Genomic DNA, 16,182 nt, shown 5'->3' with positions numbered 1-16,182 from the left:
ATGGACAAGGACGAGTTGGGTCGGCGGGGCGAGGAGATCGCTGCGGCGCATCTGAGGGCGCAGGGCTTCGAGCTCCTGGACCGCAACTGGCGGGTGCGGGAGGGCGAGCTCGACATCGTCGCGCGTGAGGGTGCGGCGTTGGTGGTGGTGGAGGTGAAGACGCGCTCCTCCGCGCGGTTCGGGATGCCGATCGAGGCGATCACGCGCGCGAAGGCGCAGCGGCTGCGGCGGTTGGCGTACGCGTGGGCGCGGGAGCACGATCAGCGGGCGCGGCATCTGCGGATCGACGCGGTGGGCATCATCGCGCCGGACGGGGTTCCGGTGCAGGTGCGGCACTTCCGGGCGGTGGCGTGATGGGCATGGGTCGCACGTCCGCGGTGGGCCTGGTTGGGTTCACGGGCGCGTTGGTCGGAGTCGAGGCGCACTCCTCCGATGGCACTCCCGCGATCGGGATCATCGGGCTGCCGGACGCGGCGCTGTCGCAGGCGAAGGAGCGGGTGCGGTCGGCGGCGATCAACTCGGGCAGTGTGATCTCGGAGTACAAGATCACGGTGAACCTCTCACCCGCCGCGATGCCCAAGCACGGTTCCGCGTTCGATCTCGCGATCGGCCTGGCTGCGCTGGCGGCACTGGGCGAGGTGAACGGCGAGTCCGTCGCGTCCTTGGTGCATGTCGGCGAGCTCGGTCTGGACGGGCGGCTCCGTTCTGTTCCGGGTGTGCTGCCCGCGGTGCTCGCCGCGGCGAGGGCGGGTCGTCGCCGCGTCATGGTGCCGCTCGAGGACCGCGCCGAGGCGGAGCTCGTCGACGGCGTGGAGATCATCGCCGTCTCGTCGCTGGCTGCAGCGGCCGTGTGGCACGGAGCGGAGTGGGAGGTCCCGGTCCTCCCCGAGCCCGCCGCACACGGGCAGGCTCCGGTCGAGCCGGTGTCGCGCCTGGACTTCGCCGACGTGATCGGCAACGAGGAGGCGGCGGAGGCGATGATCGCCGCGGCCGCGGGCGGTCACCACGTGTTCCTCCTGGGTCCGCCCGGCGCGGGCAAGACGATGCTCGCGAACCGGCTCCCGGGAATCCTGCCCGACCTCGACGACGACGCCGCCCTCGAAGCCACGTGCATGCGCTCCCTCGTCGGCGCGCCCACCAGAGGCAGCCTCGTGCGCCGCCCGCCGTTCGAGAGCCCGCACCACTCCGCCTCGGCCGCCGCGATCGTCGGAGGCGGCAGCGGACGCATCCGCCCGGGCGCCGTCGCTCGCGCCACAAGAGGGGTGCTCTTCTTGGATGAAGCTCCCGAGTTCAGCGCGGTCGCGCTCGACGCGCTCCGGCAGCCGCTGGAGTCGGGGGTCATCCGCATCCACCGCGCTAACGCGGTCGCCGAGTTCCCGGCGCGCGTGCAGCTGGTCCTCGCCGCGAACCCCTGCCCGTGCGGCCGCCACGGCATCCCGGGGGAGACGTGCACGTGCGCGCCCGCCCTACGGCGCCGCTACCTCGCCCGCTTAAGTGGACCGCTGCTCGATCGGGTCGACATCCGTCTCACCGTGCGCCGCATCGGAGCCGCTCAACTCGCCGCTCGGAGGGAGGAGCAGGGCGTCACCACGGCGGACGCACGCTCGCGGGTCACCGCGGCCCGCGAACGAGCCCGCGGGAGACTCCGGCGCACACCCTGGACGACGAACGCCGAGGTTTCCGGAAGCTGGCTCCGCTCCGGTGAGCAGCGACCGACCTCCTCGGAGTCGCGGACCCTCGACAAGGCGCTGGAGCGCGGCCTCGTTACGATGCGCGGCTACGACCGCGTTCTCCGCCTGGCCTGGACTCTCGCGGACCTCGACGGCGCCGAGAGGCCGACCGCCGGCCATCTCGGACGCGCCCTCGTCCTCCGAGGTGGTGCGGCATGACCGCGAACCTGTTCGATCGCTCCGAGCTCCGCGCCGCCCGTTCCCTCCTGGCCGAGGGGGACGCCTCCGATGCCGCTGATGTGCTCGCTCGTGCGGCATGGAGCGGCCTGACCGAGCCGGGCGACGCCGTCGCGGCGACGCTCATCGAGGCCGTCGGCGCCACGGCTGCGCTCGCGCACGTCGTCTCCTCCGCGACCGCGTCCGATGTCCTCGCCGACTCCGACTGCACACCCGGCGAACTGTCCGCCCTCGCAACAGGGCTCGAGCGCTGGCGACCGCGCTTGGACCGCGCTCTGGTCCTGCGTCGCATCGACATCGCGCAGAAGCTCAAGGCCCATCTGCTCCTGCCCGGCTCGCCCGGATGGCCGGAGGCACTCGACGACCTGGGTCCGCACGCCCCGCTCATCCTCTGGTCCCGCGGTGACCCCTCCGCGTTCGCACCCGCCCACCGGCTCGCCCTGGTCGGCGCTCGAGCGGCCACCGGGTACGGCGAGCACGTCACCGCCGAACTCGCCGCAGGAGTCGCCGACCGCGGCGTCCTCGTCGTCTCCGGAGGTGCCTTCGGCATCGATGCGGTCGGCCACCGTGCGGTCCTCGGCTCCGGCGGTCGCACGGTCGCCTTTCTCGCAGGGGGACCGGACCGGCTCTACCCAACGGCGCACTCCGAGCTGCTGCACCGGATCATCGCGACTCCCGGCTGCGCGGTGGTGACGGAGGTGCCGCCGGGGACGACGCCCACGAGATGGAGGTTTCTGCAGAGGAACAGATTGATAGCGGCTTCGTCGGGAGCGACGGTCATCGTCGAGGCCGGCGCTCGTTCTGGGTCCCTCAACACCGCCGGCCACGCGGCGGCGCTCGGCCGACCCCTCGGAGCCGTCCCCGGCCCCGTCACGAGCGCGTCCTCCGCCGGCTGCCACCGCCTCCTCCGCGAGTTCGCGGCGACCTGCGTCAGCACGGCGCCGGAGGTCCTCGAGCTCCTCGGCGTGGGGGAGAGCGTCCCGGCGGATCTCGTTCCCGGACCGGCCTCCCGCCTCGTCGCCGCGCTGCGGGAGCGCGGACAGCAGGACACCGACGCGCTCGCGCAGCATCTCGGGCTCCGCGTGTCCGAGACTCTCGCGATCCTCGGCGCGCTCCTGGCGGAGGCCCACGTGCAGCGCTCCGACGACGGGAGGTGGTCGGTGACCCCCCGCTGATCACGCGGCGCGGCCGACTGCGGCCCTTCGCGCCGGCCCCGCGGCTCGCCGGACACCCGCTGTCGGTCGTCCGCCCTACGCTGAAACCAGGTCAGCGAGGGGAGCCGCATGGACGACGAGGCGACGACGACGGCGGAGCATCCGCAGCTCGGGCACTTCCGGGCGGCCGATCGGGTGATCGCGCACCTCAGCGACACGCACTTCCTCGCCGAGGGCGCTCCGCTCTACGGAGTGGTCGACACAGTGGCGCGCCTCGACCAGGCCCTCGCACGGCTCGAGGAGCGCGGCGGTCGACTCGACGCGATCGTCGTCACGGGTGACGTGGCCGATCGGGGCGAGGAGGACGCCTACCGGCGGGTGAAGGCGGCACTCGATCCGCTCGCTCAGCGCTTCGGTGCCCCGATCGTGTGGGTGATGGGCAACCACGACGAGCGGCGGGCGTTCCGACGCGTGCTCCTCGACCAGCCGCACGACGACAGCGAGGCGCCGGTCGACCAGGTCGTCGACCTGGACGGACTGCGGCTCATCGCGCTCGACAGCGCGGTTCCCGGCTTCCATCACGGCGCGCTCACCGACGAGCAGCTCGAGCGCCTCCAGCGCGAGCTCGCGACTCCGGCTCCGCTCGGCACGATCCTCGCCCTCCACCATCCGCCGCTCCCCACTCCGCTCGGTGCGATGACGGTGCTCGAGCTCCGCGGCATCGAGCGGCTCGACGAGGTCGTCCGCGGCACCGACGTCCGCGCGATCCTCGGCGGCCACCTGCACTACCCGACGGCGGCGACCTTCGCCGGTGTCCCCGTCTTCGTCGCCGGCGCGACCAGCTACACGATGGACCTCGGCGCGCCCGAACGGGAGTTGCGTGGGATCGACGGCGCCCAGAGCTTCTCGCTCGTCCACGTGCACCCCGAGACCATCGCGACCTCGCTCGTGCCCAGCGCGACCGCTCCGATCGCCACCCGCTTCGGCACCGATCTGATCGAACGGCTCGAGGAGCTCGACGAGCAGGGCCGCATCGACCTCTGGTCGCGCATGCCGGCTGTGGAGGCGTGAGGAGACGTGCGTGACGCGAGCCTCGCCGGAGCCGTCGACGACTTCCTCCGCTACGTGCTCGACGAGCGCTCGCTCTCACCCGCGACGGCGAAGGGATACCGGGGCGACCTCGCCACCCTCCTCGCCCACGCGGCGACGAAGGGCGTCGCGAGCCTCGCCGACGTCGACCTCGAGCTCCTCCGCGACTGGCTGTGGCAGCAGACGCAGACGGGAGTCTCGCGCGCCACGCTCGCCCGTCGCACCGCGGCGGTCCGCTCCTTCTCCTCCTGGGCGCAGCGCACCGAGCGCACGCCCACCGACGTCGCCGCGCGGCTCCGCACTCCGAAAGCGGGCCGCTCCCTCCCGCGCGTCCTCACGCAGGCGCAGACGGAGCAGGTGATCGACTCCGTGACGGCGCGCGGAGCGACCGACGACCCCGTCGCACTCCGCGACCTCGCGATCATCGAGCTGCTCTACGCCTCCGGCATCCGCGTCTCGGAGCTCGTCGCGATCGACATCGGCGATCTCGACCTCTCACGTCTCACCGTCCTCGTCACCGGCAAGGGCTCGAAGCAGCGCGTCGTCCCCTTCGGCGTCCCGGCGAAGGAGGCGCTCGTCGCCTATCTCGACACGGCCCGTCCCGTCCTGGCGAAGCCCGAGTCGCAGAACGCCCTCCTGCTCGGCCGACGGGGAGCGCGCCTCACGCCCCGCACGGTCTACGGAGTGGTCACCCGCCTCCTCGAGGACGGCTCCGGCCCCTCCGGCCCGCACACGCTCCGCCACTCCGCCGCCACCCACCTGCTCGACGGGGGAGCCGACCTCCGCTCGGTGCAGGAGATGCTCGGCCACGCGAGCCTGGGGACGACCCAGATCTACACGCACGTCTCGACCGAGCGCATCCGCGACGCCTACCGGCTCGCGCACCCGCGCGCCTGACGCGCTGTCGAGAGGCAGCAGCACCGCGCGGGGGATCCCGCCGAAGAAGCGCATCGGAGAGACGTACTCCCCGTCCTCCCGGACGCCCAGGTGCACGCACCGCCCGTCGCAGTGGCCTCCGCCGCCGACCGTCCCGATCACGTCCCCCGGAGCCACCACCGCGCCCGCCGACACGGTCGCCTCCACCGGCTCGACGCTCGACACCAGCCCGTCGGCGTGCTCGATGCTCACCACCCCGCGGTCCACCACCCGCCCGGCGAACGACACCGTCCCGCCGGTCGCGGCCACGACAGGCGCTCCGGCGGTCGCCTCGAGATCGATGCCCCGGTGGCCCGCCGCGTACCGGTGCTCGGGCGCCCGCCAGGGCTCGACCACGACGAATCCGGGCACCGGTGAGACCCACAGCGATCCCGGCGGCACCGCCTCAGACGAACCCAGGAGGCCGGAGAGGAGCGCCAGGAACACGCCCGGGCGCAGGAGCATCGACGTCGTCATCCGCTCACCCTGCTGCTCGACCGCCGAGTCCGGCGGCCGCCCGCGCTGACCGGGGGAGAAGCTGCGCGAGCCCCGTCCGGTGGAGGACGGTCTCGGATCGCTCGCGAATGCAACCCGTCGAGCCCGATCCGCACTCGGGAGTAACGTCGCTTCGCGTGAATCCGGCACGGGGCGCCATCAGCGCCGCCGGCCGGCAGCCAGAGCGGAGACGATCATGACCACGGGACGATCCGAGACACCGGCCCCTTCAGCAGCCAAGCTCCGGAGGAAGGTGATCGGGCTGGCCATCGCGGCCGCGGTCGGCGGCTTCCTCTTCGGCTTCGACTCCTCCGTCGTGAACGGAGCGGTCGAGGCGGTGCAGGGCGAGTTCGACCTATCGGCCGCGCTGATCGGCTTCGCCGTCGCATCGGCGCTGCTGGGCTGCGCGCTCGGCGCGTACCTCGCGGGCCGCCTCGCCGACCGCTGGGGCCGCATCAAGGTGATGCTGCTCGGCGCCGGCCTCTTCTTCGTCTCCTCCATCGGCGCCGGCGCGGCGTTCGCCGTCTGGGACCTCGTCCTGTGGCGTGTCGTCGGAGGCCTCGGCATCGGCATCGCCTCGGTGATCGCCCCCACCTACATCTCCGAGATCGCCCCGAAGGCGATCCGCGGGGCCCTCGCCTCGCTGCAGCAGCTCGCCATCACGCTCGGCATCTTCGCCGCGCTGCTCTCGGACACCCTCATCGCGAACGGCGCGGACGGCGCCGCCGAGCCGTTCTGGTTCGGAGTCGCCGCCTGGCGCTGGATGTTCATCGCCTGCGCCGTCCCCGCCGTGATCTACGGCCTGCTCGCACTCACGCTGCCGGAGTCGCCCCGCTTCCTCGCCACCCGCGGCAAGACGGAGGAGGCGCGCCGCGTCCTCGCGACCGTCACGCCCCGCGAGGAGGTCGACGACGCCCTCGCCGACATCCAGAAGCGCATCGACGAGGACGCCGAGAACGCGAAGCGCTCGAGCCTGCGCGGCCCCGCACTGGGCCTCCTGCCCGTCGTCTGGGTCGGCATCCTGCTCTCGGTGTTCCAGCAGTTCGTCGGCATCAACGTGATCTTCTACTACTCAACCTCGCTCTGGAGCGCGGTCGGCTTCGACGAGTCGAACTCGTTCGCCATCTCGGTCTTCACCTCCGTCGTGAACGTCGTCGTCACCTTCGTGGCGATCTTCCTGGTTGACAAGGTCGGCCGGAAGCCGCTGCTGCTGGTCGGATCCGCCGGCATGGCGATCTCGCTCGCGCTGATGGCGATCGCCTTCAGCCAGTCGACCATCAACGGCGAGGACGTCTCGCTGCCCGGCGCGTGGGGCCCGATCGCCCTCGTCTCGGCCAACGCCTTCGTCGTCTTCTTCGGCGCGACCTGGGGCCCGCTGGTCTGGGTCCTGCTCGGCGAGATCTTCCCGAACCGGATCCGCGCCGCCGCGCTCGGTCTCGCCGCCTCGGCGCAGTGGATCGCCAACTTCGTCATCACGGTGACGTTCCCGATCCTGTCGCAGGACGTCTCGCTGACGCTCGCCTACGGCCTCTACGCCGCGTTCGCCGCGATCTCGTTCGTCTTCGTCTTCATGTTCGTGCCCGAGACCAAGGGCCGGTCGCTGGAGGAGATGGACACCCTGCACATCCGCACCGTGATGAAGTCGGCGCGCAACTAGCAGCGCCCCTCGACACCCCGGAGGCCGCCCTCCCGCACCAGCGGGGGAGGCGGCCTCCGCGGTGCTAGGATGCTCGGAGCACCTCGCTCGTCGGGGTGACTACGCGCGCCCATTCGGCCTCCGCTCCTACCGGTCCTCCTCCGCTCACGCGGGCGAGGCGGGAGCACGCCGGGCGCCAGGGCGACGTGCCGACCGGCCGTTGCAGACAACCGAACGGGAGTTCGGCGCCGTCGTGCGCCCGGACCCCGAGACAAGGAGAACGACTCATGGCAGTCGTCACCATGCGCCAGCTGCTCGACAGCGGCGTCCACTTCGGGCACCAGACCCGTCGCTGGAACCCGAAGATGAAGCGCTTCATCCTGACCGAGCGCTCGGGCAGCTACATCATCGACCTCCAGCAGTCGCTGGCCTACATCGACAAGACCTACGACTTCGTCAAGGAGACGGTCGCCCACGGCGGCACCATCCTCTTCGTCGGCACGAAGAAGCAGGCCCAGAACGCGATCGCCGAGCAGGCGACCCGCGTCGGCCAGCCCTACGTGAACCAGCGCTGGCTCGGTGGGCTCCTCACCAACTTCCAGACGGTCTCCAAGCGCCTCGCGCGCATGAAGGAGCTCGAGGAGCTCGACTTCGACGACACCACCAAGAGCGGCTTCACCAAGAAGGAGCTCCTCATCAAGAAGCGGGAGCTCGACAAGCTGCACAAGTCGCTCGGCGGCATCCGCAACCTGTCGAAGACCCCCTCCGCGCTGTGGGTCGTCGACACCAAGAAGGAGCACCTCGCGATCGACGAGGCCAAGAAGCTGGGCATCCCGGTCATCGGCATCCTCGACACGAACTGCGACCCGGACGAGGTCCAGTACCCGATCCCGGGCAACGACGACGCGATCCGCTCGGTGAGCCTGCTCACCCGCATCGTCGCCGACGCCGCGGCCGAGGGCCTCATCCAGCGTCACCAGAAGCCCGAGGCCGAGGGCAACGTCTCCGCCGTCGAGCCGCTGGCCGAGTGGGAGAAGGAGCTTCTCCAGGGCCAGGAGCCGCAGGCCGGCGCCGAGACCGAGAAGGTCGCCGACGCCGAGGCCGCCACGGCTGACGAGGCCGTCGCCGAGGCCGAGGCGCCCGCCGCCGACGAGGCGCCCGTCGAGGCCCCCGCCGCCGACGAGGCGACCACCGAGGCTCCGGCCGACGAGACCGCCACCGCCTGACACCCCTCCTGAGCCGGAGCCGGGCGCCGCTTACCGCAGGCGCCCGGCTCCGCTCGGACAGGCACCGATCGCCACCGCGATCACCACTTCAGACAGACTGGAGTCCCGCAGTCGACCGGGAACCACCGGGTCGACCGGACGCCAGAACCACAGAGGAGTTCGCAGAACTATGGCCACTTTCAGCCTCGCTGACGTCAAGACGCTGCGCGAGCAGCTCGGCACCGGCATGGTCGACACCAAGAACGCGCTCGTCGAGGCCGACGGCGACCTGGACAAGGCGGTCGAGATCCTCCGCCTCAAGGGCGCCAAGGGCAACGCGAAGCGCGCGGACCGCTCCACCAGCGAGGGCCTCGTCGCCGCCGCTGAGAACGGCGGCGTCGCCACCCTGATCGAGCTCGCGTGCGAGACCGACTTCGTCGCCAAGGGCACGAAGTTCATCGCCCTGGCCGACTCGGTGCTCGCCGCCGTCGTCGCCGCCGGCTCCACCACCGTCGAGGAGGCCCTCGCGGCCCCCGCCGGTGACAAGACCGTCGCCGACCTCATCAACGACGAGGCCGCGATCCTCGGCGAGAAGGTCGAGCTCCGCCGCATCGCCACCGTGCAGGGCGAGAACTTCGCCATCTACCTGCACAAGACCAACAAGGACCTGCCCCCGCAGGTCGGCGTGGTCGTGGGCTACTCCGGAGACGACGCCGAGACCGCTCGCTCGATCGCGCAGCACATCTCGTTCGCCAACCCGTCCTACCTCGCGCGCGAGGACGTTCCGCAGTCGGAGGTCGACAACGAGCGCCGCATCGTCGAGGAGATCTCCCGCGGCGAGGGCAAGCCCGAGGCCGCCCTGCCGAAGATCATCGAGGGACGCGTCAACGCGTACTTCAAGCAGGTCGCGCTGCTCGACCAGGACTACGCCAAGGACAACAAGCTGTCCGTGAGCAAGGTCGTGGCCGACGCGGGTCTGACCGTCTCGGGCTTCGCCCGGTTCAAGGTCGGCGCGTAACACGCAGCAGGGGAGTCCGGGTCGTTCAGTCGACCCGGACTCCCTTCGCTCTGCCCGGGGGAGGCCCCCGGGCGTGGTCGCGGGGCGTGCTCCGCGCGGGATAGGTTTGTACGGGTCCACGGGAGGAAGACGTCCATGACGCAGACGGATGCTACGACGACGGGCAAGCGCCGCAGGGTGCTTCTGAAGCTGTCGGGGGAGGCGTTCGGGGCCGGGACTCTCGGGGTGAACCCCGACGTGATCAGCGCACTCGCTCGCGAGATCGCCGACGCCGCCACCGAGGTCGAGATCTCGGTCGTGGTCGGCGGAGGCAACTTCTTCCGCGGCGCCGAGCTCTCGCAGCGCGGCATGGACCGCGGTCGCGCCGACTACATGGGCATGCTGGGCACCGTGATGAACGCCCTCGCCCTGCAGGACTTCCTCGAGCAGGCCGGCGCCGAGACGCGCGTCCAGTCGGCCATCGCGATGACCCAGGTCGCCGAGCCCTACATCCCCCGCCGGGCGATCCGGCACATGGAGAAGGGGCGCGTCGTGATCTTCGGCGCCGGAGCGGGACTGCCGTACTTCTCCACCGACACCGTCGCCGCTCAGCGCGCGCTCGAGACGCACGCCGACGTCGTGCTCGTCGCGAAGAACGGCGTCGACGGCGTGTACGACGCCGACCCGCGCACGAACCCCGACGCGAAGAAGCTCGACACGCTGACCTACCAGGAGGCGCTCCAGCGCGGCCTGAAGGTCGTCGACTCGACCGCGTTCAGCCTCTGCATGGACAACGGGATGCCGATGCAGGTCTTCGGCATGGAGCCGTCCGGCAACGTCGCGAAGGCCATCCGGGGCGCCCGGCTCGGCACTCTCGTCTCGAACTAGACTGACCACTTCTCTCTTCTAAGGAGCCCCCGTGATCTCGGATGTACTCGCCGACGCGACGACCAAGATGGACAAGGCCGTGGAGGTCGCCAAGGAGGACTTCGCCACCGTGCGGACCGGCCGCGCGAACCCCGGCATGTTCCAGAAGGTTCTCGTGAGCTACTACGGCACCCCGACGCCTCTCTCGCAGCTGGCCTCGATGCAGAACCAGGAGGCGCGCACCCTCCTCGTGACCCCCTACGACAAGGGCTCGCTGCGCGACATCGAGCAGGCCATCCGGGACATGCCGAACCTGGGCGCCAACCCGTCGAACGACGGCAACGTCATCCGCGTCACCCTGCCCGAGCTCACCGCCGAGCGTCGCAAGGAGTTCGTGAAGATCGTCCGGACCAAGGCCGAGGACGCCAAGGTCGCGGTCCGGAACATCCGCCGCAAGGGCAAGGACGACCTCGACGCGCTGAAGGGCGAGCTGGGCGACGACGAGGTCGGGCGCGCCGAGAAGGAGCTCGAGGCCGTCACGAAGAAGCACGTCGACGCCATCGACGAGGCGCTGAAGCGCAAGGAATCCGAGCTGCTCGAGGTCTAGTGGTGGCCGACGAATCCGAGGGCTCCGAGCGCGGGGAGGAGCGCAAGCCGCACGTCCCGGGTGCCCGGGGCTCCCGGATGGTCACCCGTGACGCCCTGGTGGCGCGCGCCCAGCAGCGCAAGGCCGACGTCGAGCGCCAGCTCGAGGCGACCAGGGCGCAGCTCGAGGCGACGAACGACCGCCTGACCGCGCGCTCCGGCCGCAACCTCGTCTCGGCCACCCTGATCGGAGTGATCGGCGTCGGCGCCATGGGCGTCAGCCTCCTCCTGATCAAGGAGCTGTTCATGGTGCTCGCGGGGGCGCTGGTCGTCCTCGCGGCGCTCGAGCTCTCGAACGCCCTCCGGCACGCCGGGCGGGACATCCCGCGGATCCCGACCGGCATCGCCGCGGTGATCGTCGTGCCGGCCGCGTACTACGGCGGTATCTCCGCCGCCTGGCTCGCCGTCCTCGGCGGCTCCGCGTTCGTCGCGCTGTGGCGCCTCGGCGAGCAGTTGCTGCGCCGGACGAGCTCGACTCGCCGCGACCTGCTCCTCGACATGGGGCTCGGCGTGTTCGTCCAGGCCTACGTGACCTTCCTCGGCGCCTTCGCCGTGCGCCTCGTGGCCGAGGAGGGCGGACAGCTCTGGGCGCTCTCGTTCCTCGTGCTCGTGATCCTCGTCGACATCGGCGCCTACGCCTCCGGCCTGACCTGGGGCAAGCGCCCCATGGCGCCGCGGATCAGCCCGAAGAAGACCTGGGAGGGCTTCGCCGGCGCCGCGGTCGCGGGGATCGTCGCGGGCGTCCTCCTCGCCGTCCTCCTCCTCGGCCAGCCGTGGTGGGTCGGCGCGGTGTTCGGCGCGGTCATGCTGTTGAGCGCGACGCTCGGCGACCTCGCGGAGTCGCTCATCAAACGCGACATCGGGATCAAGGACATGAGCTCGTGGCTCCCGGGCCACGGCGGCGTGCTTGACCGGCTCGATTCGATCCTCCCGTCGGCGGCCGCGGCCTACGTCCTCTACTTCCTCTTCGCTCACTGACGGGTCGGCAGGGCTCGGCGACGCGCCGCTGCCCGCACTCGGCTCCGCTGTTGACAGAATGTCCGGGTGACCGCTCCCTTCCCGCGCGCCCGTGACAACCGCCCCGGCTACGACGTCGAGGAGGTCGACTCCTTCCTCGCCTCGGCCCGCGAGGCGTACGCCCAGCTATCGGGCGGACCGGCCGACCTCCGCGCGGCCGACCTCCGCCACACCGCGTTCTCGCTCCGCAAGGGCGGCTACTCCGCACCGCACGTCGATGCCGCGCTCGAGCGGCTGGAGGATGCGTTCGCGAGTCGCGAGCGTCAGTACGCGATCGCCGAGAAGGGCGAGGACGTCTGGCTCAGGGAGGCCCGCGCCACCGCGCAGGAGGTCGTGAACCGGCTGGCCCGTCCGCAGCGCGAGCGCTTCCAGCGACTCAGCGCGCTGACCACCGGCTACAACATCCGGCAGGTCGACGCCTTCGCCGACCGCATCTCCGGGTACTTCCGCGACGGCTCCGTCCTCAGCGTCGACGACGTCCGCACGGTCTCCTTCGCTCCTCAGCGAGGGGGCTACTCGGAGCCGCAGGTCGACTTCGTGCTCGACACCGTCATCGACGTCATGCTGGCCGTCCGCTGACCTTCCGCGCCGTTCCTGGCCCAACGGGCCCGCGTCCGTTATGCTTTCGTAATCGTGGGTCAGCTTGAATCGAACGCCGTCGCCCAGCCACCCGTCTCCCGGCCCCTGGCCGTGAAGCCCCCGGTTCCGCGTCAGGCCCCAGCACGTCGCTCCCGAGCACGCCTCCCCTTGGCGGTGCTCGCCTTCGCGGCATCCATCGGATTCGTGATGGTGTCGGTCGTCGACCCGTCCAGCGGCGCGGTCGCCTCCCCGTACTACCAGGCCCCTGCCCGCTTCGACGGCGATCCCGCCCAGCGACTCGTGGTCGCCGCTCCGGTCGAGCGCGCCGTGCAGCGCGACACCTTCGACGCGCAGGCGAAGCCGACCCCGACGCCCACGCCCACCCCGACCCCCACCGAGACCGAGGAGGCGGAGGAGGAGGGGCAGCAGTCGGAGCGCTCGGCCGCTCCCGTCGCTCGTTCGGCCGCGCCCGATCCCGGATCCGCGAAGGCGATCGCGTACGACATGGTCGTCGCTCGCGGGTGGGCCGACAGCGAGTACGACTGCCTCGTGCTCCTGTGGACCCGCGAGTCCGGCTGGAACACCTTCGCCGAGAACAAGTCGAGCGGTGCCTACGGCATCCCGCAGGCGCTCCCCGGCAGCAAGATGGCCTCCGCCGGCTCCGACTGGCAGACCAACCCGGCGACTCAGATCACCTGGGGCCTCGGCTACATCTCCGGCCGCTACGGGTCGCCGTGCGGCGCCTGGGCGCACTCCGAGGCGATGAACTGGTACTGAGGACTCGCGTCCCTCCGCCGACGGGCCCCTCACGACAGTGACGGGGCCCGTCCGCGTTCCCGGCCCCGCTCTCGATAGCCTGAGCGCGTGGACTACGCGCTGCTCGGGGTCGCCGGGATCATCACGGTCGTCACAGTCGCGCGCTTCTCGAGTCGGCTCGGCATCGCCGCACCGCTCATCCTGGTGGTCGTCGGCATCGGCGCCTCCTATCTCCCGGGAGTCCCCGAGATCGAGGTCGAGCCCGAGCTGATCCTGGCGGGCGTGCTGCCGCCGCTGCTCTACTCCGCCGCGATCCAGGTCCCGCTGACCGACTTCCGGCGGAACCTCCGGTCGATCTTCGGCCTGTCGGTGCTGCTGGTCCTCGTGACGGCGATCGCCGTCGGCGTCTTCCTCTACCTCCTCCTCCCGGATCTCGGCCTCCCCGCGGCTATCGCGCTGGGCGCCGTCGTCAGTCCGACGGACGCCGTCGCCGCGACCTCGATCGGTAAGAAGCTCGGCCTGCCACCACGCCTCGTGACGGTGCTCGAGGGCGAGAGCCTGGTGAACGACGCGTCCGCGCTCGTGCTGCTGCGGGCCGCGACCGCGGCGACGGCGGTCGTCGGAGCGAGCGTCTCGTCCGACGCGATCGACGTCGGCGAGGTCGGCGTGCTGTTCGTCTACTCCGTCGTCATGGCGGTGGCACTCGGGCTCGTGATGGGCGTCATCACCGTCTTCGTCCGCTCGAAGCTCCGCGACCCGGTGCTCGACACCGCGGTGTCGTTCGCGGTGCCGTTCCTGGCCTACATCCCGGCGGAGGAGCTGGGCGCGTCCGGCGTCCTCGCCGTCGTGGTCACAGGGATCTACACGGGGCACAACAGCGCCCGCTTCCTCAGTCCGCAGTCGCGGATCAGCGAGCGGGTGAACTGGCGCACCGCGCAATTCCTCCTCGAGAACGGGGTGTTCCTGCTGATGGGCGCCGAGATCCGGGTGATCATCGGCGAGGTCGAGCCGGGGGAGCTCGGCATCGTCGAGGCGGTCCTGCTCGGGCTGGCGACCGTGGTGCTCCTGATCGTGCTGCGGACGCTGTTCGTCTGGCCGCTGCTCGTCTGGCTGCGGAACTCCGGGCGGCGGGCGGAGCGGATCAACCGCCGGCTGGCGGTCGGAGTGATGCGGCTGCGCAACAGCGCGACGAGCGACGACCGGTTCCGACGGCGCCAGCAGCGCGCCGAGCGCCTCTACCAGCGGCGCGAGACCGATCTCGCGGCGACGACCAGTGAGGCGTTCGGCTGGCGCGGCGGAGTGATCCTGTCGTGGTCCGGGATGCGCGGCGTGGTCACGCTCGCGGCGGCCCAATCGCTTCCCGGGGAGACGCCGTACCGCGAGCAGCTGATCCTGATCGCGTTCACGGTCGCCGTCGTGACGCTCCTGCTGCAGGGGGCGACGCTGCCGGCGCTGATCCGTCTGACGGGCATCCAGGGGAGCGACCGCGACGCCGATCGGCGCGAGCTCGCGACCCTCCTCGACGAGGTCGCGGCGACCGGCATTCAGGCGCTGCCCGAGGCCGTGGCCGAGCTGCCCGAGGGGGCGGTCGGCCCGCGGGTGCTCGAGCGCGTGCGTCGCGACACGCTGACGCGCTCGCAGGTCGCGTGGGAGCAGGTGGATCGCCAGGAGGACGCTCCGCTCGGACCTCACGCCCAGTACCTGATCCTCCGGCGTGCGGTGCTGCTGGCCGAACGGGAGGCCCTGCTCGAGGCGCGGGGCCGCGGCCTGTACTCGTCACGGATCCTGCGACGCGCGCAGCTCATGCTCGACGCCGAGGAGACGCGGCTCGAGATGGACGACACCTCGCACTGACGGTCGCCGCGTCCGGAGCGGCTCCTACACTGGAGGAATGCCGCGCAGCAATCGACCTCGGGGGAGTCGGCGCGAGGGCGACGACGAACCGCGCGACCTGTCGCAGATGATGGCCGGCTGGCGCCGCACCGAGGTGCGATCCGGCCGCGACTGGAACGTGCAGCCCGTCTCGTCCGCCCGGGCCGTGAAGAACTACCTCTGCCCCGGCTGCGGCCAGACCATCGACATCGGCCTCGCGCACGTCGTCGTCTGGCGCGGCGACGGGGCCCTCGGCGACGCGGCGGACCTCGCCGGCCGCCGTCACTGGCACAACCACTGCTGGCGCATCCAAGGAGCACGATGACGAACGAGATCCGGGGTGGCGTCGTCCTCCCCGCGCGGCGCGAGGAGATCGAGCTCCACACTTCGGACGGGCTGACGCTCGTCGGCGAGCTCGCCCTGCCGCTCGACCGCGAGCCGGTCGCGACGCTCGTGACCCTGCATCCGCTGCCCACCCACGGCGGCTTCATGGACTCGCACATCCTGCGCAAGGCCGCGGCGCGGCTCCCGGCGCTGGCCGACCTCGCCGTGCTGCGCTTCAACACCCGCGGCACGTCGTCGCCGCGAGGCACGAGCGAGGGCGCCTTCGACGGAGGGACGGGCGAGCGCGCCGACGTCGCCGCGGCGATGCAGCTGGTCGCCGAGCGCGGCCTGCCGCATCCCTGGCTGGTCGGCTGGTCGTTCGGCACCGAGCTGGCGCTGAAGTGGGGGAGGGAGCACCCGATCGAGGGGGCGATCCTCCTGTCGCCACCGCTCCACCGCGCCACGGCCGATGAGGTGGCCGCCTGGGCGGCGGACGGCCGGCCCCTGGTCGCGCTGATCCCCGAGTTCGACGACTATCTGCGTCCGGAGGCGGCCGCTGAGCGGTTCGCGTCGGTCCCGCAGAGCGAGCTGGTGCCGGTCGCCGGGGGCAAGCACCTCTGGGTCGGCGAGGCGCAGACGCGCCGCGTGCTGGACGAGATCGTGCGGGTGGTCGCTCCGGCGTCGTCGCCCCTGCCGACGGAGTGGGACGGCGAGCCGGGCTGAT

Annotated in this window: 16 protein-coding genes and 1 pseudogene; 16 read left to right on the top strand and 1 reads right to left on the bottom strand. The window is 71.6% G+C overall.

The genetic code is table 11. The features are described from left to right. The 5 genes from LRG51_RS03105 (at position 1) to LRG51_RS03085 (ending at position 5,047) form a co-directional block, all read left to right on the top strand. Positions 1-354, top strand: a complete 354-nt coding sequence (locus tag LRG51_RS03105; RefSeq protein WP_230671120.1) for a YraN family protein — start codon at positions 1-3, stop codon at positions 352-354. Further along, positions 354-1,889 (top strand): YifB family Mg chelatase-like AAA ATPase, encoded by a 1,536-nt coding sequence (locus tag LRG51_RS03100; RefSeq protein ID WP_230671118.1) that lies wholly within the window; start codon positions 354-356, stop codon positions 1,887-1,889. Before LRG51_RS03105 ends, LRG51_RS03100 begins: the two co-directional genes overlap by 1 nt. Then, positions 1,886-3,082 (top strand): DNA-processing protein DprA, encoded by a 1,197-nt coding sequence (dprA, locus tag LRG51_RS03095; RefSeq protein ID WP_230671116.1) that lies wholly within the window; start codon positions 1,886-1,888, stop codon positions 3,080-3,082. The genes LRG51_RS03100 and dprA overlap by 4 nt, the downstream gene beginning before the upstream one ends. Before the next feature lie 108 nt (positions 3,083-3,190). Continuing rightward, positions 3,191-4,132 carry a phosphodiesterase gene (locus LRG51_RS03090; protein WP_230671114.1) on the top strand — a complete coding sequence of 314 codons (942 nt, stop codon included), beginning with the start codon at positions 3,191-3,193 and terminating at the stop codon, positions 4,130-4,132. 6 nt (positions 4,133-4,138) lie between these two features. Next, a complete protein-coding gene (locus LRG51_RS03085; RefSeq protein ID WP_230671112.1) occupies positions 4,139-5,047 on the top strand; it encodes a tyrosine recombinase XerC in 909 nt (302 codons plus the stop codon). Positions 5,048-5,113: 66 nt separating this feature from the next. Here the strand turns inward: LRG51_RS03085 and LRG51_RS19615 are convergent. Next, positions 5,114-5,530, bottom strand: a pseudogene (locus LRG51_RS19615) (murein hydrolase activator EnvC family protein); the annotation flags it as partial. Between the two features lie 226 nt (positions 5,531-5,756). On the opposite strand from LRG51_RS19615, the gene LRG51_RS03080 reads away from it, so the two are divergent. From LRG51_RS03080 to LRG51_RS03030, 11 genes are all read left to right on the top strand, one after another. After that, positions 5,757-7,217, top strand: a complete 1,461-nt coding sequence (locus LRG51_RS03080; protein ID WP_107575088.1) for a sugar porter family MFS transporter — start codon at positions 5,757-5,759, stop codon at positions 7,215-7,217. Positions 7,218-7,483: 266 nt separating this feature from the next. Beyond that, positions 7,484-8,422 carry a 30S ribosomal protein S2 gene (rpsB, locus tag LRG51_RS03075; RefSeq protein ID WP_055792555.1) on the top strand — a complete coding sequence of 313 codons (939 nt, stop codon included), beginning with the start codon at positions 7,484-7,486 and terminating at the stop codon, positions 8,420-8,422. Between the two features lie 169 nt (positions 8,423-8,591). Continuing rightward, the gene (gene tsf, locus LRG51_RS03070) at positions 8,592-9,419 is read left to right on the top strand and encodes a translation elongation factor Ts (RefSeq protein ID WP_230671110.1); all 828 of its coding nucleotides are present in this window, start codon (positions 8,592-8,594) and stop codon (positions 9,417-9,419) included. A gap of 135 nt (positions 9,420-9,554) precedes the next feature. Beyond that, positions 9,555-10,286: a UMP kinase gene (gene pyrH / locus LRG51_RS03065; protein ID WP_055792548.1), complete on the top strand. Its 732-nt coding sequence runs from the start codon at positions 9,555-9,557 to the stop codon at positions 10,284-10,286. 31 nt (positions 10,287-10,317) lie between these two features. Then, a complete protein-coding gene (gene frr, locus LRG51_RS03060; RefSeq protein WP_056867011.1) occupies positions 10,318-10,872 on the top strand; it encodes a ribosome recycling factor in 555 nt (184 codons plus the stop codon). A 2-nt stretch (positions 10,873-10,874) separates the two neighbouring features. After that, positions 10,875-11,888: a phosphatidate cytidylyltransferase gene (locus LRG51_RS03055; RefSeq protein WP_230671108.1), complete on the top strand. Its 1,014-nt coding sequence runs from the start codon at positions 10,875-10,877 to the stop codon at positions 11,886-11,888. A gap of 66 nt (positions 11,889-11,954) precedes the next feature. Beyond that, entirely contained in the window at positions 11,955-12,506 is a 552-nt protein-coding gene (locus tag LRG51_RS03050) for a DivIVA domain-containing protein (protein WP_055792541.1), read from the top strand. A 174-nt stretch (positions 12,507-12,680) separates the two neighbouring features. Further along, the gene (locus tag LRG51_RS03045; RefSeq protein WP_230673073.1) at positions 12,681-13,283 is read left to right on the top strand and encodes a lytic transglycosylase domain-containing protein; all 603 of its coding nucleotides are present in this window, start codon (positions 12,681-12,683) and stop codon (positions 13,281-13,283) included. An 87-nt stretch (positions 13,284-13,370) separates the two neighbouring features. Continuing rightward, the gene (locus tag LRG51_RS03040) at positions 13,371-15,116 is read left to right on the top strand and encodes a cation:proton antiporter (protein WP_055792535.1); all 1,746 of its coding nucleotides are present in this window, start codon (positions 13,371-13,373) and stop codon (positions 15,114-15,116) included. 37 nt (positions 15,117-15,153) lie between these two features. After that, positions 15,154-15,459 carry a hypothetical protein gene (locus tag LRG51_RS03035; RefSeq protein WP_055792532.1) on the top strand — a complete coding sequence of 102 codons (306 nt, stop codon included), beginning with the start codon at positions 15,154-15,156 and terminating at the stop codon, positions 15,457-15,459. Continuing rightward, positions 15,456-16,181 carry an alpha/beta hydrolase gene (locus LRG51_RS03030; RefSeq protein WP_230671106.1) on the top strand — a complete coding sequence of 242 codons (726 nt, stop codon included), beginning with the start codon at positions 15,456-15,458 and terminating at the stop codon, positions 16,179-16,181. Before LRG51_RS03035 ends, LRG51_RS03030 begins: the two co-directional genes overlap by 4 nt. The last annotated feature ends 1 nt before the right edge of the window (position 16,182 follow it).

Origin of the sequence: Rathayibacter sp. Leaf248, from assembly GCF_920939495.1 — a bacterium.
In the GTDB taxonomy this organism is placed as follows: domain Bacteria; phylum Actinomycetota; class Actinomycetes; order Actinomycetales; family Microbacteriaceae; genus Rathayibacter; species Rathayibacter caricis.
Note: the sequence above shows the minus strand (reverse complement) of the source record. Positions and strands in the feature narration are given on the sequence as shown.